Origin of the sequence: Kitasatospora sp. NPDC050543, assembly GCF_044457565.1 — a bacterium.
Taxonomy (GTDB): domain Bacteria; phylum Actinomycetota; class Actinomycetes; order Streptomycetales; family Streptomycetaceae; genus Kitasatospora.
The window spans coordinates 37762-61049 of sequence record NZ_JBITGZ010000036.1 but is presented as its reverse complement, the minus strand read 5'-3'; the positions used below and the strand labels follow the sequence as shown (position 1 = coordinate 61049).

Annotated in this window: 19 protein-coding genes and 3 pseudogenes; 15 read left to right on the top strand and 7 right to left on the bottom strand. The window is 70.0% G+C overall.

What is annotated here, in order from left to right; genetic code table 11:
- Positions 1-565: 565 nt before the first annotated feature.
- From ACIBH3_RS30650 to ACIBH3_RS30640, 3 genes are all read right to left on the bottom strand, one after another.
- The gene (locus ACIBH3_RS30650) at positions 566-1132 is read right to left on the bottom strand and encodes a group II intron maturase-specific domain-containing protein (RefSeq protein WP_396315360.1); all 567 of its coding nucleotides are present in this window, start codon (positions 1130-1132) and stop codon (positions 566-568) included.
- 312 nt (positions 1133-1444) lie between these two features.
- Positions 1445-2044, bottom strand: a complete 600-nt coding sequence (locus tag ACIBH3_RS30645; RefSeq protein ID WP_396315359.1) for a transposase — start codon at positions 2042-2044, stop codon at positions 1445-1447.
- A complete protein-coding gene (locus tag ACIBH3_RS30640) occupies positions 1969-2508 on the bottom strand; it encodes a winged helix-turn-helix domain-containing protein (RefSeq protein WP_396315358.1) in 540 nt (179 codons plus the stop codon). Before ACIBH3_RS30640 ends, ACIBH3_RS30645 begins: the two co-directional genes overlap by 76 nt.
- A gap of 414 nt (positions 2509-2922) precedes the next feature.
- On the opposite strand from ACIBH3_RS30640, the gene ACIBH3_RS30635 reads away from it, so the two are divergent.
- The 3 genes and pseudogenes from ACIBH3_RS30635 to ACIBH3_RS30625 all read left to right on the top strand — a co-directional run.
- Positions 2923-3138 carry a hypothetical protein gene (locus ACIBH3_RS30635; RefSeq protein WP_396315357.1) on the top strand — a complete coding sequence of 72 codons (216 nt, stop codon included), beginning with the start codon at positions 2923-2925 and terminating at the stop codon, positions 3136-3138.
- 35 nt (positions 3139-3173) lie between these two features.
- The gene (locus ACIBH3_RS30630; protein WP_396315356.1) at positions 3174-4871 is read left to right on the top strand and encodes a DUF6895 family protein; all 1698 of its coding nucleotides are present in this window, start codon (positions 3174-3176) and stop codon (positions 4869-4871) included.
- Positions 4872-4929: 58 nt separating this feature from the next.
- Positions 4930-5807, top strand: a pseudogene (locus ACIBH3_RS30625) (transposase); the annotation flags it as partial.
- A 356-nt stretch (positions 5808-6163) separates the two neighbouring features.
- Here ACIBH3_RS30625 and ACIBH3_RS30620 read toward each other — a convergent pair.
- The gene (locus tag ACIBH3_RS30620) at positions 6164-7096 is read right to left on the bottom strand and encodes an MBL fold metallo-hydrolase (RefSeq protein ID WP_396315355.1); all 933 of its coding nucleotides are present in this window, start codon (positions 7094-7096) and stop codon (positions 6164-6166) included.
- 80 nt (positions 7097-7176) lie between these two features.
- Between ACIBH3_RS30620 and ACIBH3_RS30615 the strand changes: the two genes are divergently transcribed.
- From ACIBH3_RS30615 to ACIBH3_RS30605, 3 genes and pseudogenes are all read left to right on the top strand, one after another.
- Positions 7177-7866 (top strand): TetR/AcrR family transcriptional regulator, encoded by a 690-nt coding sequence (locus ACIBH3_RS30615; protein WP_396315354.1) that lies wholly within the window; start codon positions 7177-7179, stop codon positions 7864-7866.
- A 101-nt stretch (positions 7867-7967) separates the two neighbouring features.
- A pseudogene (locus ACIBH3_RS30610) lies at positions 7968-8060 on the top strand (transcriptional regulator); the annotation flags it as partial.
- Positions 8061-8500: 440 nt separating this feature from the next.
- On the top strand, positions 8501-9631 hold the full coding sequence (locus ACIBH3_RS30605) for a fibronectin type III domain-containing protein (RefSeq protein ID WP_396315353.1): 1131 nt from the start codon (positions 8501-8503) through the stop codon (positions 9629-9631).
- Positions 9632-9899: 268 nt separating this feature from the next.
- Here ACIBH3_RS30605 and ACIBH3_RS30600 read toward each other — a convergent pair whose 3' ends face one another.
- Positions 9900-13157 (bottom strand): BTAD domain-containing putative transcriptional regulator, encoded by a 3258-nt coding sequence (locus tag ACIBH3_RS30600; RefSeq protein WP_396315352.1) that lies wholly within the window; start codon positions 13155-13157, stop codon positions 9900-9902.
- Positions 13158-13350: 193 nt separating this feature from the next.
- Between ACIBH3_RS30600 and ACIBH3_RS30595 the strand changes: the two genes are divergently transcribed.
- The 8 genes and pseudogenes from ACIBH3_RS30595 to ACIBH3_RS30560 all read left to right on the top strand — a co-directional run.
- Positions 13351-14478 carry an FAD-dependent oxidoreductase gene (locus ACIBH3_RS30595; RefSeq protein ID WP_396315351.1) on the top strand — a complete coding sequence of 376 codons (1128 nt, stop codon included), beginning with the start codon at positions 13351-13353 and terminating at the stop codon, positions 14476-14478.
- Between the two features lie 5 nt (positions 14479-14483).
- Entirely contained in the window at positions 14484-16016 is a 1533-nt protein-coding gene (locus tag ACIBH3_RS30590) for an FAD-dependent monooxygenase (protein ID WP_396315369.1), read from the top strand.
- A complete protein-coding gene (locus ACIBH3_RS30585) occupies positions 16013-16183 on the top strand; it encodes a hypothetical protein (RefSeq protein ID WP_396315350.1) in 171 nt (56 codons plus the stop codon). The genes ACIBH3_RS30590 and ACIBH3_RS30585 overlap by 4 nt, the downstream gene beginning before the upstream one ends.
- Complete coding sequence (locus ACIBH3_RS30580; RefSeq protein WP_396315349.1) at positions 16170-16508, top strand: hypothetical protein; 339 nt, start codon at positions 16170-16172, stop codon at positions 16506-16508. Before ACIBH3_RS30585 ends, ACIBH3_RS30580 begins: the two co-directional genes overlap by 14 nt.
- A 209-nt stretch (positions 16509-16717) precedes the next feature.
- Positions 16718-17734, top strand: a complete 1017-nt coding sequence (locus ACIBH3_RS30575; protein ID WP_396315348.1) for an NADPH-dependent FMN reductase — start codon at positions 16718-16720, stop codon at positions 17732-17734.
- Between the two features lie 144 nt (positions 17735-17878).
- Positions 17879-18316, top strand: a complete 438-nt coding sequence (locus tag ACIBH3_RS30570) for a hypothetical protein (RefSeq protein ID WP_396315347.1) — start codon at positions 17879-17881, stop codon at positions 18314-18316.
- 321 nt (positions 18317-18637) lie between these two features.
- Positions 18638-19204, top strand: a complete 567-nt coding sequence (locus ACIBH3_RS30565) for a hypothetical protein (RefSeq protein WP_396315346.1) — start codon at positions 18638-18640, stop codon at positions 19202-19204.
- A gap of 451 nt (positions 19205-19655) precedes the next feature.
- Positions 19656-19913: pseudogene (locus ACIBH3_RS30560) on the top strand (transposase domain-containing protein); the annotation flags it as partial.
- A 102-nt stretch (positions 19914-20015) separates the two neighbouring features.
- Here the strand turns inward: ACIBH3_RS30560 and ACIBH3_RS30555 are convergent.
- Positions 20016-20621 (bottom strand): dihydrofolate reductase family protein, encoded by a 606-nt coding sequence (locus ACIBH3_RS30555; RefSeq protein ID WP_396315345.1) that lies wholly within the window; start codon positions 20619-20621, stop codon positions 20016-20018.
- A gap of 622 nt (positions 20622-21243) precedes the next feature.
- Here ACIBH3_RS30555 and ACIBH3_RS30550 point away from each other — a divergent pair.
- Entirely contained in the window at positions 21244-21558 is a 315-nt protein-coding gene (locus ACIBH3_RS30550; RefSeq protein WP_396315344.1) for a hypothetical protein, read from the top strand.
- Positions 21559-21827: 269 nt separating this feature from the next.
- Here ACIBH3_RS30550 and ACIBH3_RS30545 read toward each other — a convergent pair whose 3' ends face one another.
- On the bottom strand, positions 21828-23129 hold the full coding sequence (locus ACIBH3_RS30545) for a helix-turn-helix domain-containing protein (RefSeq protein WP_396315368.1): 1302 nt from the start codon (positions 23127-23129) through the stop codon (positions 21828-21830).
- Positions 23130-23288: the final 159 nt, after the last annotated feature.

Below are 23288 nucleotides of genomic sequence, written 5' to 3'. Positions count from 1 at the left end.
GGTCGTATTGTGCGCAGCTACGTCGGAGCGGATGTACGCATTCCGAACGGACTGCCATCCTGCCCTACGGCCCGGCCGCCGCCACAGCCGGACCCCGGCGTTCCGGCCGCTCGGCCGGCCGCCAGCGGGAGCACGGAGGGACTACTCCGTCCGTGCGACAGCGGGGGGTGACGAACTACTCACCTGCTCGGCCCACGCCCCAGGCCCTGTCGGGGCCCCCGGGGTGGCGTCGAGGGGTGGGATGTGCAGCGCGTGGAGAGGCGCCCCGGTCCGCCCAACGGGCAATGGGGGCCCACGCAACCGTTCCCTCGCGCTCCCGCGGCGGTCCTGGGCGCCGGCGGGGAAGGAAGTCATGAACCTCGCCCTGGTGGCAGCGTTCTGCGCCCGGGCTGGGACAGTGCTGGGACATCCTGCCCGGTCGGCCGGTGGTGAAGTCGGCCCGGGGCGCGGTTCCGGTCTTTCGACCGGCCCGTTTCCCCGGAGCCGCTTCCCGAACCGGGCATGCGACTTGGCACCGCACCCGGCTCTCCACAAGCCCGGAAAGGGACCTCGTGGTTGGTGGTTCTCATCCCGTGATCGGCCAGGAAGAGGGGATGGCTGCTCCCCGATAGCGGTAGCGTGTGGTGCCTACCGAGATCGGGTTGAACAGCTCCCTGTTCTCGCTGGCCCACCAAGATCCCCGCCCAAGGTACTGGCGGTAGATCTTCCTCAAGGCCGTCTTGGGGTGCTTCTGCCGCACCCATCGCCAGACCGCGAACCACAGGTAGTTGCGCAGGTAGGAGAAGGTCGCAAAGGACACCCCCGGCCGGAAGTAGGCGCACCAGCCCCGCACCGCCGGATTGATCCGGGAGAGCAGGGCGTCGAGCGGCTGGTTCGTACCGACCTCGCGGCACAGCGTCTTGACCTTGGCCGTGATGGCCCGCAAGGCCTTCTTGGCCGGGTAGGTGTAGACGTAGTACCGGTTGGCGCCTGGTTTTCGGTGGCGCTGGATGCGCCAGCCGAGGAAGTCCAGGCCCTGCTCGATGTGGGTGATCAGGGTCTTCTCCTGAGACAGGCGCACGCCCATCGTGGAGAGGACCTCTGCGATCTGCTCGCGTAGCGCCTCGGCGTCTGCCTGGGTGCCATGCACCATCAGGCACCACCTTGAGGAACGCCTACACCAGAGCCAGGACGCGCTTGTCCCCGACTCGCGCCCGCACCCGGTCCATCAGGGCCGTGTGCGAGAAGAGCCAGGGCGATGGCGGCTCGGGGACGGCGGCCGACGGTGGAGGTGATGGTGGCGCCGAGGTTGGGGTGTTCGGCGTCCAGCCAGGCCACGGCTTGGTCTCGACCGTTGAAGTGTTCGGGGGCCGATGCCCCGGGCAGTGGCCCCAAAGTGGTCGTCGGCGGCGTCTGCCAGAGAGGTGTACTGAACTTGATTGCGTGATGTCGGCTGTTGCTGAGCTCAGCCGTCCATGATCAGTCCGGTCTCGGTGAGGCAGGCGTCGATCAGATGGGCTCGGTACTGGATCTTCTTGAGCTTGCGCTTGACGGTCCTGGTGAGGTGGTCGAGGTTGGCGGCGGCGAGGTTGCCGATTCCGCGTTTGACCAGCGACCAGATGCCTTCCTGCGGGTTGAGGTCGGGTGCGTAGGTCGGTACCTGGTAGACCGTCAGCCAGTCCTCGTTGGCCGCGATGAACTCCTTCATCGGCGGTACCAGGTGCGTGGACAGGTTGTCCCAGACGAGCACGATCGGGCCGCCGAGCTGCATGTGTGCACGGACGATGAGGTCCCGATAGTCCTGCCAGCCGAAGCCCTTCTTCTCGCCCCCGCGGCCCCGGCAGACGTGAATACCGTAGATCAGCCGGGAGCGCTCACCCGTCTTGTAGCAGGTCATCCCCGCCATCGAGACCCGCCCGGAGCCCCGGCCGCGGACCCGCACGACGGGCGTACACCCCACCCTGCCCCAGGTTCTGGCGCGCGGCGGCGTCAGCGACTGCCCGGCCTCGTCCTCGAAGACCAGCCAGGCCCCGCGCGCCGCCGCGATGCTTCTACCTGCGGCCACACCTCCGCTTTCCACAACTCGACGGCCTGGTCGTCACGCTCGATCGCCCGGCGGGCAGGCTGCTGCCACGACCAACCGTGGCGCCGCAGCAGCCGCCAAGTCCCCTCCACGGTGTAGCTGACGTGGAACATCCGCCCGATCAACGTCTTGACCCGGGCCAGTGTCCACCGCTGGTCCTCCCAGCCATGGGCCAGCGGACCTCTCTCCAACTCGCGCTCAAGCCTTGCGACTTGCGCGGCGCTCAGCTTCGGACGCCCCGGTGACTCCTTCGACTGGACCCCGTCGGCTCCTCGCTCACGCCACTGCCGGCGCCAACGTTCCACCGACCGCTCGCTCACCCTCAACGCGGCGGCGATCTCCCTGTTCTTCTCCCCGCCCTCGAAGCGGACCACGGCCTCCAGCCGGATCCGCTCCCGCGCGGCCCTCTCAGCGTCGGTCAAGCCGCCGCCCTGCGCGTACCTCATGCCCCAGGGCTACCGGATCCACAGCCCCACCGTCAGGCGAACAGCCCCGACATCACCCAATCAAGTTCAGTAGCGCCTCAGAAGCCGATCGAGGGCGTCCTGACTCTCCGCAGTGTCGGGATCGGCGAGTTCGGCGGTGTAGAGGCGGATGAGGTCGTGCATGCGCCATCGGCCCGAGTCGAGGTGCGTTCACTGCGGCGGCCCGGTTCTTCTATCCGGTATCACGACATGAAATACCGATATCCCTAACATATGTAGGCCAAGAATCATGCTTCCGGGTGGTTTTGCGCTGGCGTGGAAGCGATGAGCAGGGGCGATCTGGGGCGGCATATTTTAGGTCGCCCCATACGGTGACAGCCAATGCGCCGGGCGTGATACTGGCTTTCACGGTCGGACCACCCAAAGGAGCATGCCATGAGCAACCACTGCCCGCCCCCCGTCGACGCGCGCAAAGCCCTGGACTTCCTGAGGACGAGTGGACTCGTCGACCTCAGCCTCCCGTTGGAGCGCGTGGTCGACCAGGTCGGCCAGCTCGACGACGTCGCCGGCTACGTGCTCGCGTGGGAGCGCTACGTCCTGGTCGTCGCCAACCAGATTGCCGACCCCGCCGATTCCGGCGCGACCGGCTGAGTCCTTCGAAAACGCTGATCGCCGGGAGGCACCAGATGAACACGACGCACCCCGGCAACGGATCGTCCCAAAGGCGCGCGGTCGAGACCCGGGCGGTAGCCTGGCTCGCTGCGCGCCGAACCCTGATCGACCCCGGAATGGCCCGGCCGAACGGGGTTCTGTTCGCCCACAAAGCCCTCATCGAGACCGCGTTTCTCGTAGGGCTGAGAGCCCGCCTCGACCCGGATCCCGTGGACGGCGACTACAGGGAAATCCTCGATCGGTTCGAGGAGATCACTGCCCGCCCCTCCTACCGGGAGCTCATCGCCCGGGACGAGAGCGCCTTCCTGCTCTACGCCGGCACGTATGCAGCCCTGCGGCTGTGCGGACGCGACGACGCCGACTTCCGGCAGATCCTCGCACAGGCGGCAGCGGGCGGGTACGCGGCGATCTTCGAGCGCATTCCGTACCGGCAGCTCGATCTTCTCCACACCCTGGAACTCTGCCGGCTCGAGCACACGCTGCCCCCCGTGGACGATGTCCTGCCGTTCACCCTGCTCTGCAACAGGCCGAACGTCATCAAGCTCGCCGACGGCGACATCTACGCCATCACCCACACGATCTTCTATGCCACGGACTTCGGGCTCCGCGAGCCGCGCTGGCCGCGCGGATTCGACGTCGGGGCCGCAGTGGAACTCATCGAGGCGCTCCTGGTTCTCACCCGAGGCAGACAGAACGCCGACCTGGTGGGGGAACTGCTGTGCTGCCTACTGTGCCTCGGTGTCAGGGACTCCGAAGAGTCCCGTCACGCCTGGGACTTCCTCCTGTCGGTTCAGGAAGCCGATGGGCGAGTCGACGGACCACAAGGGATTATTCATCCCAAACTGGCCGACGGCGACGACGATTACCAGCGCTGGGCCACCGGATACCACACCACCATTGTCGCTGCCCTGGCCTCCCTCCTGGACCGCAGCCCCAGAGTCGTGCGAAAGCCTCGGCCTGCCGCACCCGCGACCCGCCTCGAGATGACCCGACCACTACGACGGGCGGTGTTGTGGCTGAGCGACAAGAGCAGGCATCATCCCCCCGGCACCGGACTTACAGCGGCCGCGGCCGCCGCCTACGCAGCCGACGCCCTGGGGGAACCCGACCTCGCGCTGCCGGCACTGCTCCACTTCGGCACATGTCTCGCCGACGCCGAATCCGACGTGTGGCAGCAGCACGGCATGGAAGTCGTAGGAGAGTTCGCTGCCGGTCTCCGCTCCCACGGGATCGCCTGCGAATCGCTCGAAGCGTTCCTCAAATCCACCGCGGCGGCCCTCGAACACCTCGATGAGGCCTTGCCGCCACAGGCGACTCGCAACGTCCAGCGCCTCGTCGACCTCGGGCTGATTCCGCCTCAGCGCGCAGCGGCCGTGTTCTCCGAAGCGACCCGGGCACCACAGACACCGCCCCAGGCGACAGCCTCACGATTGTTCGATGCCTGGAAGAACTATCACCTCGGGCACATCTCAGGGATCGTCTGTGAGCTGTCCCACGCCGGATGGGCAGGGCATCGCATCACCCGAGACGCTGTCACATTCCTTCTCTCGCAGCAGAATGCCGATGGCGCCTTCGGATATCCCGCCTGCGACGACCCGGCAGTCCGGGAGCGAACCCAGCTGTCGTGGACCCAGAGCACCATTACCGCCCTGGCTACCGCACACCGGTCCTCCGGCAAGCAACACGCGGTCCCCACCGAGTCTCTCACCTAGCCTGCGCGTTTCATCTGGGGTCGTGTCCGGATCATGATCGAAAAAGCGAAAGTGCCTTCTGAGCTGCAACGATGAGGCTTGTCTAAGGTCCCAGTCGTTCCAGCAGGAAGGCACTTTCTGCGTGCACACTACCCGCTCACGCCCCAAGCTCGTCGTCAGCGCCGACGGGCACGGGTGGTCAACCACGCCGGCTCACCTCTGCTCGCGGAGCTGGCCGACGCCACCACGCTGACCAATGCCTTCTCCGATGCCCTGCACCGGCTGCGACCACGCGGGACCGGGCACGATCCCGGCCGGGACGCGGCGGACCTGGCGGTGATGCTCGCCGACGGCGGCGAGGCGATCCGGGACCTCGCCGTGCTGCGCGACCAGCGTGACGTGTTCGGCCCCGTCGCCTCCACCCCGACCGCCTGGCGCGTGCTCGCCGGCATCGACACCACAGCCCTGAACGCCCCACGGGCAGCCAGGGCCCAGGCCCGCGAGGTCGCCTGGCTGCAAGCGGACGAGACCGGACACCCCATACCCGCATCACACGCCGGAGGACGTGAACTACCGGGCCTGGTCCTGGACATCGACGCCACCCAGGTCACCTGCCACTCCGAGAAGGAAGAAGCCGCCGCCACCTACAAACACGGCTTCGGCTACCACCCGATGCTCTGCTTCCTCGACAACACCGGCGAGGCCCTCGCCGGCATCCTGCGACCGGGCAACGCCGGCGCGAACACCGCCACCGACCACATCACCGTCCTCGACCAGGCCCTCGCCAAGATCCCCGACGCCCACCGCCACGGCACCCCGGTCCTCATCCGCGCCGACAGCGCGGGCAGCGCCAAGGCCTTCCTGACCCACCTGCGAGCCCTGCGGCAACGCGGGATCCGGACCACGTTCTCGGTCGGGCACGCCGTCACCGACCAGGTCCGCAGAGCCATTCGCGCACTGCCCGAACAGGTCTGGTGAGAGCGGGATGCGACCAGGCGGCTCCGCCGGCGGCGTGCAGTGCCTCCTCGACGAACGGGGTTCCGACGCGGGTGGCGAAGGTGTGGGCGAGGTCCTGTTCGGGGACGTCGAAGATCCTCGCGTACGCCGTGATGCCGCGCTCCCGACGATTGCCTGGGGCACGCTCCCCGGCCAGTGGCCGGGCGGGGTCAATTGGCGTGGACACAGAGACACGGGATCTCTCCGTGCGGTTTCCGGGCGCCCGCTCCCGGAGTCCGGCGGGTCGTGATGGCGGCGCCGGGTTCATCGGCGCTGAGGCTCAGGGCCTGAGTGGGGTTGTCGGCGGCTGGCGGGGCTCAGGCCGATGCGTTGGTGTCGTAGAAGGCGCGGGCGGCGAGGCCGATCCACTCGGGGCGTTCCCAGGAAGGCCAGCGGGTACGGGCGTTCTTGTCGATGGTGGCGGCCGTCTCGTCGGCGGTGGCGCCGCTCTCGCGCAGCCGCAGGGCCTCGTCGCGGACGTAGGCGAGGTAGTCGCGGACGTCGTGGATGAGCGAGGCGTCGGTGACCTCGCCGTGGCCGGGAACGACGGTCTGCGGGGCGAGTGCGGCGAGCTGGTCGAGCACGCCGATCCAGCCCGCGCCGTCCACATCGGTGTCGTGGGGCGGGAAGTACGGCGCGATCGGGAAGATGCGGGTCTCCAGCAGATCGCCGGCGAACAGCACCCGGCCGTCCACAAGGACGATCTGGTCGGAGCCGGTGTGCGCGGGGCCGACCTCGCGCAGCAGCACGGTACGGCCGCCGAGGTCGATCTCGGCCTCGCCCTCGTAGGCCAGATCGGGGTCGACCAGTTCGACTCCTTCGAGTTCGGCGGCGACTGCGGGGCTCAGACCTTTGAACATGCCGAGATAGCCGGCTCCCTTGCGCCGCAGTTCGGCGCGCTGGCCGCTGTTGTAGACGATGGTGGCGGCGCCCTTGAACGCCTGCGCGCCGAAGCCGTGCTCAGGATGGAAGTGGGTGAGGGTCAAGTACAGGCGGCGGTCGCCGGCCAGGCGCCGGGCCTGTTCCAGCACCAGCGCGCCGTTGCGGGGGCCGATGCCGGTGTCGATGACCAGCGCGGCCTTCTCCCCGAGGACGATGCCGACGTTGGGGACCAGCTCGACGCGGTGGTCCGGGATGACGAAAACGCCCTCGGACACCTCGACGGGAGCTCCCGTTACGACGGGCGGGGGGCTCTGCAGGACATCCGGTGCACCGTCGGAGGCGAGAGGCGGGGGGTCGGTGGGGCACATGGCACGAACTCCAGATCTGAACAGCGTTGAGATTTCGGTCCGAGCGTACCACCCGATCTGAGCACTGTTAAGATGGGGGCATGGCGAAGAAGCGATATCACCACGGGGACCTGCGCGGCGCGCTGCTCGACGCGGCGGAGGCCCTCGTACGAGAGCGGGGTGCCGACGGCTGGTCGCTGCGTGAGGCATCGGCGCGGGTCGGTGTCAGCCCCAGCGCCGCCTACCACCACTTCGGCTCGCGTGACGCACTCGTATCCGCTCTCTCCGAGGTCGTGCTGGCTCGGCTGGGGAATCGCCTGCGCGACACCATGGACGCGGCGCCGGCGCAAGGTCCCGAACGCCTCGCCGCATGCGGGCGCGCCTATGTCACCTGGGCCGTCGAGGACCCGGCCGTCGCCCGGCTCGTCTTCCGCGGCGGCGCCACAACGGCGCAGTCCGCCATCTCACCCCACCCGCACGACGTGCTCACCGCCGAACTCGACCGTCTGACCGGCACGGGCCACCTGCCCCTGGGAGCCCGCCCGGGCGCCGAATTCGTGGTCTGGGCCGGCATCCACGGCCTGGCTGTCCTGCTCATCGACGGCCTCGTACACATCGATGACCGGCAAGGCGTCGAACGCCAGACCGAACGTCTGGTCCTCGCCACCTTCAACGGCCTGGCGCGGGAAGCCGCCCCTGAGTCGGACCGGCCCATGCCCACCACCACGCACACGCGGCGCCTCACCCAGAGCCCGGCCCCCAGCCCCGCACCGCACGCGCCCTCACCCTGAAGACCCACGGAAGGGCACAGGTCGGAAGGGGGCGCCCCGGAGGCAACGGCAGTCCCCCGGGGTGGGCGCACTGTTGGACTCCACGCTGGCAGCGAGCCGGGCGGATTGCGCAGACGCGCCCGGTCCACGCTCCCGGCCACGGCACCGAATCACTCGATCACCCCGAAGTCGGCACACTGCGGTTGAACGACGACTCGAGGCGGTCATGGCCGGAATCCGGATCCCGAGAAGCGGACCCGGCATGCCCAAGGACGCCTGACCAGGAAGAAGGAGAAACACAGGTGGACTTGGCTCACAACAGGAGTGGCTGGGCCTTACAGGGCTCCGCTCCTACTCCGTCGCGAGGGCGACACAGGCCCTCGGGAGAGGGAAGACCCCGGGCGGCAGGGCAGCGTTGTCCCCCGCCGAGGCCGAGCGTGGGGCGGGCGCCTGCGAGGCTGGTCCGCGGTCTGCGCGATACTCGCGCTCGCCACCACCCTCACCCTCGCGGGCCCGGTGGCCGCGCCCGCCTACGCCGTCCCCGCGATGAACGGGGCGGTGGCCCAGTTGAACATGCGGGGCCAGAGCGACTGGACCAATGGCCAACGCGAGTCGCGTTGGCATACCGCCGTCAGAGCAGCCCTAAACGACAGGGATGTGGGTATTGGCTCTGCAGGAGGCCGGCAACGAGCCATCTCCATGTGCCACTCAGACCGACCGCGTCTTTCCCAACCCCGGCATCCACGAATTCGTGTACCAGATCGATAGCGCGGATCGAGGGTACGTCATCAACATCTACTGGATGGACCCCGGACAGCGGCGCACCGGTCTGGCGATCGTGTCCCGGTCGACTGCCGTGAACGCGGTCCAACTCGTCGTGGGCAACGTCCCCCACCGCACCACCCTGGGCAGCGCGCCAACCCGCAACTGCCGCAGCGCACCACCGACTACAACGAGGCCCTCGCCGCGGCGCTCCCCACCTGGAGCACCGTCACCTCCCCGGTCGCGCTGGCCGACATCGACGCCGCCTACGGCTGCGATCCAGCCGCCAGCACCTGCGAGTCGACGTACGACGGACTGCACCCCAACGCCTTGGGCGAGTACCGCATCGCCCGCGCGTTCGGCAGCACGCTGCACCGCTCGTTCGGCATCGGCGGCGAAGACCCGCGAGAACCGGCGGCGCTGCTGCCCTTCAGCATCGTCACCCCGGCCAACCTGCAGTTCGACGGCACCCAGCAGGGAGTCACCGTCACCCGGTCGAAGATCCTCGGCACGCACTCCTACGACATCGAGTGGCGCGACAACCACCGGCGACCCCAACGCCGCCTGGCAGCCGTCCTCCACCCCAACCAACCGGTTCGACCTCTCCTGGCAGTTCAACGGCCAGCCCAACGAAGGCCACACCTACCAAGTCCGTGTACGAGCCGTCGCCGGGAACACGGCCGACCGGAGATCCGACTGGTCGCCGCCCGTCGGCGGCACCGCACACCCCACCACCGCCGCGCCGCCGGAAACCGTCACCGTGACACCCGACGTGGGCGCCATCAACGTCACCTGGACCCCGGCCACAGGCCCCCACGCCGACACCATCACCCGCTACGCCCTGTGGGTGTACGACCAGGACACCCCCCTCGTGTGGTCCACCATCCACGGCTACGACCCCTCCACACACTCGGCCCGCGTGGAAGGACTCACCCCCGGACACCACTACGTCGCCTTCGTCTGCACCTGGAACGCGGCGGGAGAGGGCAAACCCCGCATCCCCGACCCTGTAGTTGTCCGATAGCCGCACCGTCTGACTGATCATTTCAGAAGGAGGTTCGGAGGCGTCGCCAGGCCGGGACGGCCCGTCAGGCCCAGACATCTGCTCCGGCCTTCTGCTCACGGCACCCCGGGCTGGGGCAGGGCCGTCCAGCCCTGCCCGTGTCTCGGTATCGGAGTCAACCACGAGCGAGTGGCTGGCCCGCCGCGGCAGCCGGTGCGCTTTCTGAGGCGCCACCGGGGCGGGCCGCCGGTCGCGACGTCGCTTACCCGGCCGGGTGGCTGGTTGCGGATCAGCGCGTCCGCTGGTCCCGGGACAGCCGGGCGGGGTCGGCCTCGGTCACGGCCGTCCTGTGGTCCAGCTCCCAGCCCTTTCCGTACGCTGCGGCGAAGGAGTCTGCGCCCAGCGCGGCCCGTGCGCTGCGGGTGAGGTCGCGCACCTGCGGGTCGGTGCGGTCGTGCGTGCCGCGCAGGCGAGAGGCTACGCCGAGCCGGACCGCGGCTTGGTGATGCAGTTCGAGTGCGTCGGCGAGGGCGGCCGTATGGACCGCCACGACGGCCAGGATGGGCAGGTCCCGGGTCCGCAGTGCCGCCGCGTGGGCCGTCGTCAGCGCCTGCTGCGCGCCAGTCGGGTCGCCCGTCCGCAGTCGGAACGAGGCGCGTGCGGTGCCGATGAGCGTCCGTGCGTGGTCCCCGGGGAAGGGGATGTCGTCGGGGAGGTCCCTTTCGGCTGTGTCGAGGAGTTCCCGCGCCCGTTCCAGCTCGCCTAGCCGCACCCGGAAGCCGGCCTCCCACGCGTCGACCAGGAGCCGCATCGCCGGAGCTCGCGTGCGCAGCGCCCGCTGCCGGGCCGAGTCGATCAACGCGATCACCAGGTCGGTGTCCCCGCGTCGTATGTGCAGGTCGATCCAGCGCAGGTCGCCGAAGACCGTGTCGGCGAGGCTGAGCGTGCCGAACTCGTCTGCCAGTGACCGGGCCTCGCGCAGGTCGGCGAGCGCGCCGTCGAGGTCGCCGTCGTACTGCCGTAGCCGGGCACGCAGCGGCAGGGCCTCGGACTGGCCCCAGCAGTCGCCGACTTGCCGGAAGCAGGCCAGGGCCGCCTCCACATCGGTGCGCGTTCGGTCGAGTTCGCCCGCGTTCTCGGTGAACTGGGCGCGGAAGATGCGGGCCAGCCCGGCCAGCCACACGTCGTCGCCGTCGGCCAGCCGCTCGATGATCGCGGGTGTGGTCTTCTGTCCCTGTGTCCTCTCCGCCTGTAGGAAGGCGAGAGGGAGCGCGGCGAGCGCGCCGTACGGGCCGGGCAGCTCCGGATATGCGAGCAGCCGGTCGGCCAGTTCGAGGATCCCGGCCCGGGCGTCCGTGGCCTCCCCGGTCGCCGTGACCGGCCGGGTGTCGCCCCGGTTGAGCAGGTATATCGCGTGCGCGCAGTCGCGCTCGGGCGTCGGCCCGCTACCGGGCACCGCCAGCGCCTGGCCCAGCCAGTGGGCCGCGTCGGAGGTCCGGCCCAGCATCTGCCAGTACCAGGTCAGATCCAGGGCGAGCGAGAGAGCGCCGGGGGCGTCGTTGGTGTCGCATCGCCGGCGCAGGGCGGCGAGCGTGTTGTCGTACTCGGCGCCGATCACACGCACCGCTGCCGACTGAGCGGGCCCGCGCAGCTGGGGGTCGTAGCGGGCCATCAGACCGGCGAAGTGTCCGGCGGCCAGGTCACGGACGGCGCCGAGGTCGTTCGTGCCGGCCAGCCGCTCTGTGCCGTACTCCCGAAGTGTCTCCAGCATCCGGTAGCGGCCCGGCTCGGGCGCGAGCTGCAGTAGCGACCGGTCGACCAGGGCCGCGAGCAGGTCGGGGACGTCCGAGGCGGGCACCGCCGTACCCGCGCAGACGGCGGTGGCCGAGGCCGAGGTGACACCGCCGGGCAGGACCGAGACGCGATCGGCGACCATGCGTTCGTGCTCGCTGAGCAGGTCCCAGCTCCAGGCGATGACCGCGCCGAGGGTCCGATGACGGGGCAGCGCGGTCCGGCTGCCGGTGGTGAGTAGCCGGAACCGGTCGGACAGCCCGTCGGCTAGCTCGGGCAGCGACAGCGTCCGCAGCCGGGCCGCGGCCAGTTCGAGGGCCAGCGGCATCCCGTCCAGGCCGCGCACCACCTGCCGGATCTCGGGCAGCGTCGCCTCGTTGACCTCGAAGCCGGGGCACACGGCTGCGGCCCGCTCGGCGAACAGGCGTACGGCCTCCGCCCTCCGGGCCTGCTCGACATCGTCGCCGGGGCCGGGCAGCGTGAGCGGGCCGAGCGGCACCAGTGCCTCGCCGTCGACCGCGAGGGGCTCGCGGCTGGTGGCCAGGACGCTGAGCCCGGGGCAACGCGAAAGCAGCGCCGTGACCAGGTGGGCCACGGCGTCGATCAGGTGCTCGCAGTTGTCCATGAGCAGCAGGCTCTCCCGGCCACCGAGCCGGCCGACGAGTACGTCCACTTCGTCGCCCTCGCCCCGGGTCCGGGCCTCGATCGCGCCGCCACGCAGCCCGGTCCCGGCGAGCAGGGTCACGCCCAGCTTGGCAGGCTCGGTGACCGAGCCGAGGTCGATCATCCAGGCTCCGTCGCGGTACGCCTGGCTCCGGCGGCGGGCGGCCTCGACGGCGAGCCGGGTCTTGCCGGCACCACCGGGACCGATCACGGTGACCAGACGGCCCGCAGCGAGCAGCGCGTCGATCCGGGCGAGGTCGTCACGGCGCCCGACGAAACCGGTCAGCGGCGCGGGCAGGTGGTCGGCCGCGGTCCGCGAGGGGCCGGCGGCCGGGGCCGGCTGCTCGGCGCGCAGCAGGCGCGCGTGGCGGTCGCGCAAGGCGGCGCCCGGGTCGGTGCCGAGTTCGGCGGCCAGGGTCTCGCGGACCTGCTCGTACTGGGCCAGTGCTTCGGCCCGGCGGCCCTGGGCTGCGAGCGCGTCCAGCAGCAGCGCGGCCGCCCGCTCATGGACGGGGTGGTCGGCGAGAAGTGCGGTCAGCCGGGCGGCGGCGGCATCGGCACGGCCCAGGGACACCTCGGCGTCGGCGAGGCCGACCACAGCCTCGACCGAGGTGTGGGCCAGCCCGGTCGCGACGACGGGTGCCACCGGGGCGACGGCCGTCGGCTCGGTGCCCGGGTGATCGCCCCACAGTGCCACGGCCTCGCCGAGCACGGCTGCCGCGGCATGACGGTCGCCGGCGCGCAGGCGGTCCCGGCCGACGGCGGCGAGCCGCTCGAACCGCAGCGCGTCCACATCGGACGCGGCCACGTCCAGCCGGTAGCCGCCCGTGGCCTGCGTGACGTAACCGGCCGAGCCCAGGGTCCGGCGCAGCCGTGAGACGAGGGCCTGCAGGGCGTGGGCGGGGTCGGCCGGCGGCTTTTCGGCCCAGATCGCGTCGGCCAACGCGCCCTGTGAGACCGGGCGACCGCCGGCGAGGGCCAGCCGTATGACCAGAGCCTGCAGCCGCGCCCCCGCGACGGGCAGGACGGCGTTACCGCGAGCCGCCTGGAACCCGCTGAGCAGCGTGATGCGAAGCCGCGTATCGCCGTCCATTCCCCGATCCTCCCGTACGCGAGCGGGAGGCCCCAAATCGGTGCGCCGACCTGGCTTCCGGCCGTCGGTACGAGCGCGTCAGCGCCGTGTGAGCCCCGTGTGAGCGGCCCGCGTCACCGTTCGAGTGCCTGCCTTTCCGCAGGTGACCGACCGCACTTGGCCGGTCGGTCCGATCCCTTGAGGAGCCGGCATCATGAACAGCCCTGTCACGATCATCGGCGCCGGACTCGGCGGGCTCGTCCTGGCCCGCGTCCTGCACGTCAACGGCATCCCGTCCAGGGTCTACGAGGCCGATCCCTCCCCGGCCGCGCGCAAGCAGGGCGGAATGCTCGACATCCACGACTACAACGGGCAGCTCGCCCTCCAGGCGGCGGATCTGATGGACGAGTTCCACGCGATCGTCGTCGAGGGGCGCCAGACGATGCGGGTCCTCGACACGGACGGGACCGTCCTGATGGACAGGGCCGACGACGGCGGCGGCCGCCCCGAGGTGATGCGCGGGGAGCTGCGACGGATACTGCACGACTCGCTCCCGGACGGCACCGTCCGGTGGGACCACAAGGCCAGCGGCGTCCGTGCGCTCGGAAAGGGCAGCCACGAGGTGACGTTCGCCTGCGGGTGCACCGTGGTCACGAGCCTGCTGGTCGGCGCGGACGGCGCGTGGTCACGGGTCCGCTCGCTGCTGTGCGACGCCACCCCCGAGTACGCCGGCACCTCGTTCGTCGAGACCTACCTCTTCGAGGCCGACACTCGTCACGCCGCTGCCGCGAAGGCGGTCGGCGGCGGGTCGATGATCGCGCCCTCGCCGGGCAAGGAGATCTTCGCCCACCGGGAGAGCGGCGCCACCGTGCACACCTACGCGCAACTCACCCGGGAGCGGGACTGGTTCGCCGCCATCGACTTCACCGATTCCGCCACGGCCACCGCACGGATCGCGCAGGAATTCGGGGGCTGGGCGCCGGAACTCACCGCGCTGATCACCGACACCGACACCCCACCGGTACTGCGCCCCCACTACGCCCTGCCGACCGGGCTCCGGTGGGACCGGGTGCCGGGCGTTACCCTGCTCGGCGACGCCGCCCACCTCGCGGCCCCGAACGGCGAGGGTGCCAACCTGGCCATGCTCGACGGCGCCGAACTCGGCAAGGCCCTCGCCGTGCACCCCGACGACGTCGAGGCCGCGCTCGGCGCGTACGAGGAGGCCATGTTCCTGCGCCCCACCGAGGAGGTCATGTTCGGCGGCGCCGAGCTCCAGGGCATCGACTCCGAGGGCAACACGGCTCAGGGCCTGGTCAACATGATCAACGAGCAGGGCCGGTGAGCGCCGTGTACGACGTGGCGATCGTGGGGGCCGGCCCGGTGGGACTGTTCCTCGCCTGTGAGCTCGGCCTGGCGGGCTGCTCCGTCCTGGTGCTGGAGCGGGAGCCGGAGCTCCGCTCCCCGTGGAAGGCGGACCCACTCGGGATGCGGGGCCTGTCAGCCGCGTCGGTCGCGGCGTTCCACCGCCGCGGCATGCTGCACCCGCTGCTGATGGCCTCGGGCGTCGCCGACGTCCCCGGTGTGGACTCCGACAGGGACGAGCCGCAACCCCCTCGAAGCGCGGGCCACTTCGCCGGCCTGATGCTCGATCCGGCCGACATCGATGTCACCGCCCTGCCGTTCCGGTTGCCCGGCCCGGCGTCCGAGGGCGTGATGACGAACCTCGAAGCGGTCGAGACGGTGCTGTCCGAGCGGGCGGCCGAGGCCGGTGTGGAGGTCAGACGCGGCGTCACGGTCTCGGGCATCACCCAGGACGACGAGAGGGTGGTCGCGCGGGCCGGTGAGCACGAGTACACGGCGCGCTGGCTCGTCGGCTGCGATGGCGGCCGCAGCGCGGTGCGCGGGCTCGCGGGCTTCGACTTCGTCGGCAGCGAACCGCACTTCACCGGCTACGTCATGCTCGCCACCGTCGCCGATCCCGAGAAGCTGCGCCCCGGATTCCATCTGACGCCGACGGGCATGTACCTGCGGACGCCGGCGAAGGACTACATCGGCATGCTGGACCCCGATGGCGGCGCCTTCGACCGCTCACAGCGGCCGACCCGCGAACATCTCCAGACGGTTCTACGCCGGGTGTCCGGCACCGACGTGACGCTGAGCGAGGTCCGGCTCGTCTCGACCTTCACCGACCGGGCGATGCAGGCGACGACGTACCGAAAGGGACGGATCCTGCTCGCGGGTGATGCCGCGCACATCCACTCACCCCTCGGAGCGCAGGGACTCAACCTCGGTATCGGAGACGCGATGAACCTGGGGTGGAAGCTCGCGGCGACCGTGCGCGGTCACGCCCCGGGCGGGCTTCTCGACACCTACACCCCGGAGCGCCATCCGATCGGCGCCGGCGCGCTGGACTGGACGCGCGCACAGACCGCGGTCATGACGCCGGACGCGCACAGCCAGGCGGTCCAGCAAGTCATCCGTGACCTCATCGGGACCCGGGACGGAACGACCTACGTGTTCACGAGGGCATCGGGGACGTCGAACCGCTACGACCTGGGCAGCGAGCACCCGCTGGTCGGCCGTGACGCGCCGGACCTCCGTCTGGAGGACGGTACCCGCCTCGCAGATCTGATGCAGGACGGACGGGGCGTCGTACTGGATCTCACCGCCGACCGCTCCCTGCACGGTCCGGCCACGCGCCGGAAGAGCCGGATCCGGTATGCGGCCGGGCCGGCGCGAAACGACCTCGGACTGCGTTCCGTGCTGGTCCGGCCCGACGGCACGGTCGCCTGGGCAACCGCCTACGACCCCGACCACACGCAGTTCGAACAGACCGCGGACCGTTGGTTCGGTGCCGCCGACCGTGGGGAGCACGCATGACCATCACCCTCAGGCCGGGGAGCACCGTGATGTTCACCGGCGACTCGATCACCGACGGCGGGCGCCGGGAGAGCGACCAGCCGCTCGGATACGGCCATGCGCTGCGCATCGCGGGCGAATGGGGACTTCGGCACCCGGACCGGCCGCGGGGACGTGATCCTCGATGAGGCCGTCCGCAGGCAGTGGCGGGCCGACCTCGACCCGAAGATCCAGGCAGTGCGCGAGCTCGCCCGCACCTACCGCGCGCATCTGCTCGCCGCCGACGGCCTGTTCGCCGGGCTCGCCGCGACGACCGGACCGGAGCACTGGACCGCGGACGGCGTACACCCGACACCGGCCGGCCACGCCGCCCTCGCGGAAGCGTGGTTGCGCCTGGTTGCGGGACCGGGCCTCACGGCCGCCCGCGACACCGGCCGTTCAGCGTGCGGCCTTCAGCCGTACGAGGCGCCGGCGCTGGGTACGGACTCCTCTCGTCGTAATCGGAGCGGTTGACGCGACCGCGCGACTGCAGTTCATCGAGGGTTGTGCGTTCCTCGGGGGCTGAGCGCGTGGAGAAGCGATTCCTCGACTTGTGCGGGTCGAGGAATCGCGCGAGGCGAGCCCGAACCGCCTCCAGCGCCGTCTCGCCGCCCTGGGAGAGTTCGGCGATGTGCCGCCGGTCGGCCGGGGCGCGACGACGGATGGTCCGTTGGCGACCTTGAATGATCAATGTCCACAGTCCATCGGCTACGAGCGCTCGATCTGTTGATCGCGGCATGGAGGTGCACATGTCCAAGCTGAAGATCATCGTGGGAACCACTCGCCCGACCAGAGCGGCCGACAAGGTGGCACCCTGGGTGGCGTCCGTCGCCGCCGCCCACGAACGCTTCGAGGTCGAGGTACTGGACCTGCGGAACTGGCCGTTGCCGTTCTTCTCCGCGCACTTCGGCACCGTCGGCGACATCCACGACCCGACGTACTCCGAGCCGGTCGTGAAGGCGTGGAACGCGAAGATCAAGGACGCGGATGCCTGCATCGTCGTGACGGGCGAGTACAACCACAGCCTCCCGGGTGTCCTGAAGAACGCCATCGACTCGGTCTGGCTATCCAACGCGTTCCGCAACAAGCCGGTCGCCGTCGTCGGCTACAGCGCCGGCATCGGCGGCGGGACACGGGCGATCGAGCACCTCGCCCAGATCATGGTGGAGACAGGGGCCGTGCCGCTTCGCAACACGGTCGTGATCCCGTTCGTCAACGACGCGTTCGACGACGCAGGCCGACCTGCGAGCCCACTGACGAGCGCGGGACTCGATGTCGCACTCGACGACCTGGCCTGGTGGTCGGCCGCACTGGAGCAGGCCCGTGCGGCCGGTGAGCTGCCGCCGGGCCGGTCGATGGTTCAGCCGAAGTCGTCGAGGGTGACGACGTGCCGCTCGACGGCGGCGAGCAGGTCGCCTGGACCCGCAGGATTGCGTGTGACCTCAGAACGCGCGGAGGACGCTGTCACAGGCCGAGCACACCTTCCCCTGCCACTTGGGTGGGTACCACGTCGCGCCGGGCCGAGGAGCCCGGTACGGGTCCCTCCGCATCCGTCCGGTATCCATACCGCAGAACGTGAAGTCGTCGGGTTCCCCGGGCGCGGAGGGATCGGCCGGTGCCGCATGTACAGCACGCACGCCCTCGACGTAGTCCGTGGTGTCACCCATCGCAGATGCGCGGACGAGCTCGGGTTCGAGTAGTACGACGATGCTCACCACCCCACCTTCACGTCGGAGCCGGCGGAGCGCACCCGCTGGTGGGCCGCAGGACTGGATCAGGCCGCGACGCAAGTCTGGTCCCGATGGCCCCTCGGCCCTGCGGCGACTTGTTGGCATCATTTGGGCATGGCGCCAGATCTTCCCCACACCGTCCGAGCCGTCGATACTGACCAACTGCTCAGCCTGGAACAGGAGGCCGCCGATTACGGCTTCAGCCAGCGGCTCCCGGTCGACCGGCTACGAGAACACCTCGCCTCAGCGGGGACGCACTATCTGGTCCCTGCACTCGTGCACCGGCTCGGCCACCGTCCCGAAGTGTCGCCACAGTGGAGGTGCCAGTTGCTGCTGAGCGTCAGCACCGGCGAACAGGTCTGGGGCCTGATCGACGTTCTTCCCGACATCTTCAACAAGCTTCCGGAGACCTTGGACACGGCGTCCAGGAAGGACATCGTCAGCCGAATCGAGCATGCGGTGACCCAACGCGAGTGGGCGGAGCGGATGATTGCAGAAGGCATCCAAAGGAGTGCCGCGGAACTGAGACACAGGCACGCGGACATGGATTGAGGTAGCCCTACCTTCTTGGTGGGTCGATTGGGCCATCCGTGAGCACTACCAGTTCGAGCAGGCCCTGGCCGCCGCCCTCGACTCCTCGCCGATCGGCGACCTCGCCGCCGTCTCCGTGGTCACCGCCACGTACCGCCGTCGGCCGACCCTGCGCAGCGCCCCCGAGTAGCTCCGAAGAGTTCATCCAACCGTCGGCGCCGCGCGGGATCACGCGAACAGCCGGTTCGGCCCCCACACTGCTGAGAAGACCTGCTTCAGCACGGTTCCGCCCTGGGCTGTTCCCTGCCTCGCCACCGTGGGCGGACGGCCTTGGAGGAACATGTGGCTTCGCAGTTGACCGCCATTGCTGCGGCTGCCACCACGACCGCTCTCAGCCTGCTCGGCTTCGTGATTCAGGACCAGCTCACGCGACGCTCTCGGCTCGAACGTCGAAAGAGGTTGCTTGAGGACGCATCGCGGCGGGTGGCCTTCGTAACGGAGTGGTGGAAGGCGATGGAGCTGGTCGGTGCGCCGCCCGACGAACTAACCGAGGCCAAGGTCAGGAGTCTCGCCTGGCTGGACGAGGCTTCGATGCTGGTAGCCGAGGCCAGGCCACCGACCGTCGCCGAGCGACCGCCGCCACCTCTGAGCAGAGTGCTGCTGATCTACCGCTTCGAGCGCCGATCCGCGACAGTCATCCGGTTCTGCTTCTACCTCGCTCTACTCTGGGCCATCCTTTTCGCGGCCTACATCCCCGCCGACCGCGGCACCGAGTATTTCACCTCCGACTTCTTCGGGCTGGCCGTGTTCGTCCTCCTGGCCATGCTGCTGCGCGCTTGGGCGGTCACGGTCGAGAAGCGGCGGCCGAGCCCGGTCCGGGACCCGGCCGCTCCGGGCTCGGGCACTTGACGCTCTGCCGCATCTGAGACCTGGGTGGCGGTCCGGACCGACGTCCTTGTCACCGGACCAGGCAACCGGCGGATCGGCTGGGAGGCGCCATAGTCGCCGATCACCACCCGGGACAGTACGGCGCCGCTCCCAGGCTCCGGCCGATCAGGGGATCGTCCCGCTGTGGGTCACTAACAGTGAGCGGGCCGCGCTGATCGACCGGCTGCCTGGGCCCGGGTCGACGACTTCTCGTGGAAGGAGATCTCCTCGCCGATAGCGATGCTCATCCGCGCCGGCGTCCGCCACCTGCAGAACTGGAAGGGGGCTTCCCCCAAGGCCGGGTAGTTAACGTTTCCGCAGGTCACGCAAGCTCGTTGAAGAACTTTCGACGCAGAGCAACGGAGCTCGTTGGTACAGGCAGTCGACCAAGACAGCTTGTTCCCAAGGAGCTCCGTTGCCGTCTCATCATGTCCTGTTCGCCCCGGTGACCACCATCACCCGTACGGTCACCGTGGCCGCCGGGAGGTTCGCTGCCGGGCAGATCGGTGGCCTGACTCCCCTTCTGCCCTTCGAGTTGATGGATGCCGTTCTGGAGGAGACCCGCGCAGTCCAGCATCGACTGCGGAACCTGCCGTCACGGGTCGGGGTGTACTTCCTGGTGGCGATGTGCCTGTTCCCGGAGATCGGATACCGACTGGTGTGGGACAGGTTGATCTGGTCCGGTGACGCCGTTTCGAACTGGAACCAGGGCCGGATGTACTCCCTCGTCTGGCTACTGCTGCGCCGCGGAAGTTCCGCCGACGGACGCTGGACGTCACCGCGGCGCAGGACGTCAGTAGCTGTCGTAGCTGGGCTTACCGTTCGGCCGGTAGACGCCGATGACGGTGCCGCCCTTCGTCGCCGAGACACTGACCGGCTCCAGCGCGGTAGGGATCGCTCCGTCGGCGAACAGGCGCTTGCCGGTGCCGATGATCACCGGGTGGATGGTCAGCCGGTACTCGTCGACGAGGCCGTGCCGCATGAGGGTCTGGGCGAGGTCGCCGCTGCCGACGACGTTGATGTTGCCGCCGTCGGACGCCTTCAGCTTGCGTACGGCATCGACGATGTCGCTCTCGAGCAGCGTGGAGTTCTGCCACTCGACGGACGTCAGGGTCCGAGATGCCACGTACTTGTGCATGCTGTTCATCCGATCGGTGAACGGGTTGTCGGGATCGGCGGTTGGCCAGTACGACGCGAAGATCTCGTACGTCTTGCGGCCGATCAGCATCGCGTCGGAGTGCTCGTACCAACCGGCGATGGCCGTGCCGACCTCGTCGTCGGCGACCGGTTTCTGCCAGCCGCCGTGCTTGAAGCCGCTCTCAGCGTCCTCGTCCGGACCGCCCGGCGCCTGCATGACGCCGTCGAGCGTCAGGAACGTGCAGATGATGATCTTGCGCATGGTGTGCTCCCTTCGTCGATGGGTAGACCGTGCAACCGCCGGAAACTCGTCGGCGCCGCGGCGCAGCACCAGTCTGCGGCCATGATGGGGAACCCCGGGTTCGGCGCGCTGCTGGCGTCGTTACTGGACCTCGGAGAGCTCAGCGCGCAGACGGTGGCCGACCCTGCTGGGGTGACCGCAGACGAGGTCCGGGCGGTGCTCGCGGGGAGAGCCCCGGCGAGGTGCCGCTCCGATGTCTTGCCCCCGCGCTGCGCGGGGCCGCCCACGACGCGTGGCTCGGCAGCCTGACCGGGCCCCGATGCCTGCCGGAACCCGCCCAACCGGGCCCCAAGTTGCAAGCCAGATATCCCGGGTAGCCGCCGACCGCCGCATGAGACAGGGTGGGACGGCCCCCAGACCCAGCGGGACCGGCAACATCAGCACGAACGGGCCAGATCGTGGGTCAGTGTGTGCTCATCCGGTCGGCATCTCGGCGGCCAATGTGGCGGTGCGTCCGGCGTCGGTGGCGGCATCCAGTTCGTTGGCGAGCAGGGTGAGCCGGGGAGAAACGACCGCGGGACAGGGCGTCGCCCGCGCCGCCGAGCAGCTTCCGGCGGCGGGCGTTGTCCCCCGGGGTGAAACAGTGCCCCTCGTAGAAACCGCCGAAGCCGCACGCACTGCGCCCCGGGGAGAAAGCCCGGCCCCGGCCGACGGTGTGGGGCTGCGCGACCTGGTCGACCGGCGCCTGGCTTGGCAGACAGCCGGCACCGCTCAGGATCCGGCCCCGGCCCGGACGGTGACCGTGCCGCGCGACCCGCGCCTGCGCGGCCTGCCTCGCAGCATGGACATTCACATCCCGCTCGATTCGGGCCTGTTCGGCTACAACTGGGCGCTGGCCGGATGGAGCGTCCAGCGGGAGGTCCTCCTGGTTCTCGGCGAGGGCCACCAGGTCGGCTGAGTCGATCGTGGCCTCGACGGAGGCGACGGTTGGGTTGCGGTGTACGAGGGCTACTTCCTCGGCGACCCGGCCACCCAGGAAGCGGCCCTGCACATCACCCCGGAGCAGGCCGCCCACACCGCGCACCGGGCCCACACCCAAGACCTCTGATGGCCGTCCGGGAAGTGCTGAGGGCGAGTCCCGCTCGTTGAGCCGGTCCGTTCGACGCGCTGCTGCTGGGTGCTGACCCGACCCCGCCGATTGGTTGATCCACTTTGCTTTACCGGTTGCTATCCGTCTGTCCGCTTAATCCACTCGCTGCCGCCCAGCGGGTAGTCGTAGCCGGGGCGGTTGACGTCGGCGCTGGTGCGGAAGGGGTTGCCCCCGTTGTCGATGCGGATGGTGCCGCGGCGGTTGCCGCTGGACCAGTCCAATGTGAGGTCCCATCGGACGTCGTGCGCCTTGGTGTGCGCGGTCACATAGAAGACCTCGGGGTCGGATTTGCTGACCTTGTACGGGAAGTCGCGCTGGCCGCCCTGGACGGTGATCGTGGGACTGCCCCTGTCGAGGTCGATGTCGAAGGACTTGGTGTCGACCCCGCCGCCGCAGCCGACGCCCATCGAGTAGTCGTTCCAGGCGAGCGGCGCGGCCTTGACCGTGATTCGCACGTGTAGTGCTTCCAGGACGACCGTGTCCGCTCCGGTGCCCTGGACGGTGAGGGCGATCTGCTGTTCGCCGGAGGAGACCGCGCCGTAGGCGGCGGCCCAGCGCGGGGCGTCGCGCTCGGTGGCCGGCGGCCCGACCTGGGCAGGCGCGCTGTTGACGAGGAAGTGCTGGCTGCACGGGTCGGCGTAGAGGTATGGGCGGGTGCCGACGGTAAGCGGCGCGGGCGCGTCGCCGGGCGGGGTGGGAGCGGCGGTCGGACTCGAGGGCGCCGTCGCGTCGGTGCCTGCCGTGGCGCCGTCGGTCGGGGGCGCAGTGCGGGCGGTGGAGGCAGCGGGGCCGGCGGCGGATGGTTCCGGTGCGGCCCCCGGGCCCGCTGTGGTGGCACCGGCCGTGTGCTGGCCGCCCGCATCGTTTCCGCCGCCCCAGACGGCGGGACGCATGACCACCACTACGGTGGCCAGCAGGGCCACGGCCGCGGCGGAGGCGATCAGCGCGCTACGGCGGCGCCGTGGCGGTGCGGGCTCCGCCACCACCTCGACTACCGGCTCCCCGTCCCTGTTCTCTGCGGGGTGTTCCACCGCTGGGGCCGTCGGGTCAGTCCGGGGCTGCGCGATCGGAGTCGGGGCCTGGACCTGAACCTGGGCCGGCGTCGGCTCCGGGGCCCGATCCGTCCGGCGTCCCCGGGCCGCGTCCGCCAGGATCCAGCTCCGGTGCAGTTCCACGAGCTCTTCCGGGGTCGCCCGGCACACCCGTGCAAAGCGCTCCGCCGGCATGTACTCATGAGGCAGCACCGTGCCGTTGCAGTAGCGGTGCAGCGTCGACGTGCTCATGTGCAGCCGCTTGGCCAGCGTTCCGTAGCTCAGACCCGAGCGGGCCTTGAGTTCGCGTAGCAGCCGCGCGAACTCCTCCGCCTCCGCAGCCCCCATGCCTTCCGACACCCGTCCCCTCCGTTCCCCCGGCGTCCCATTCCAGCGTTCCAGACTCGACCCACTCCCACTGGTCAGAGCCTCATTCGCCGTTCCACCCTACTCATCGTGGCGCTGGACGTGGCGGCTGGGACGGATCACTCCGCAAGCTTCGGTCAT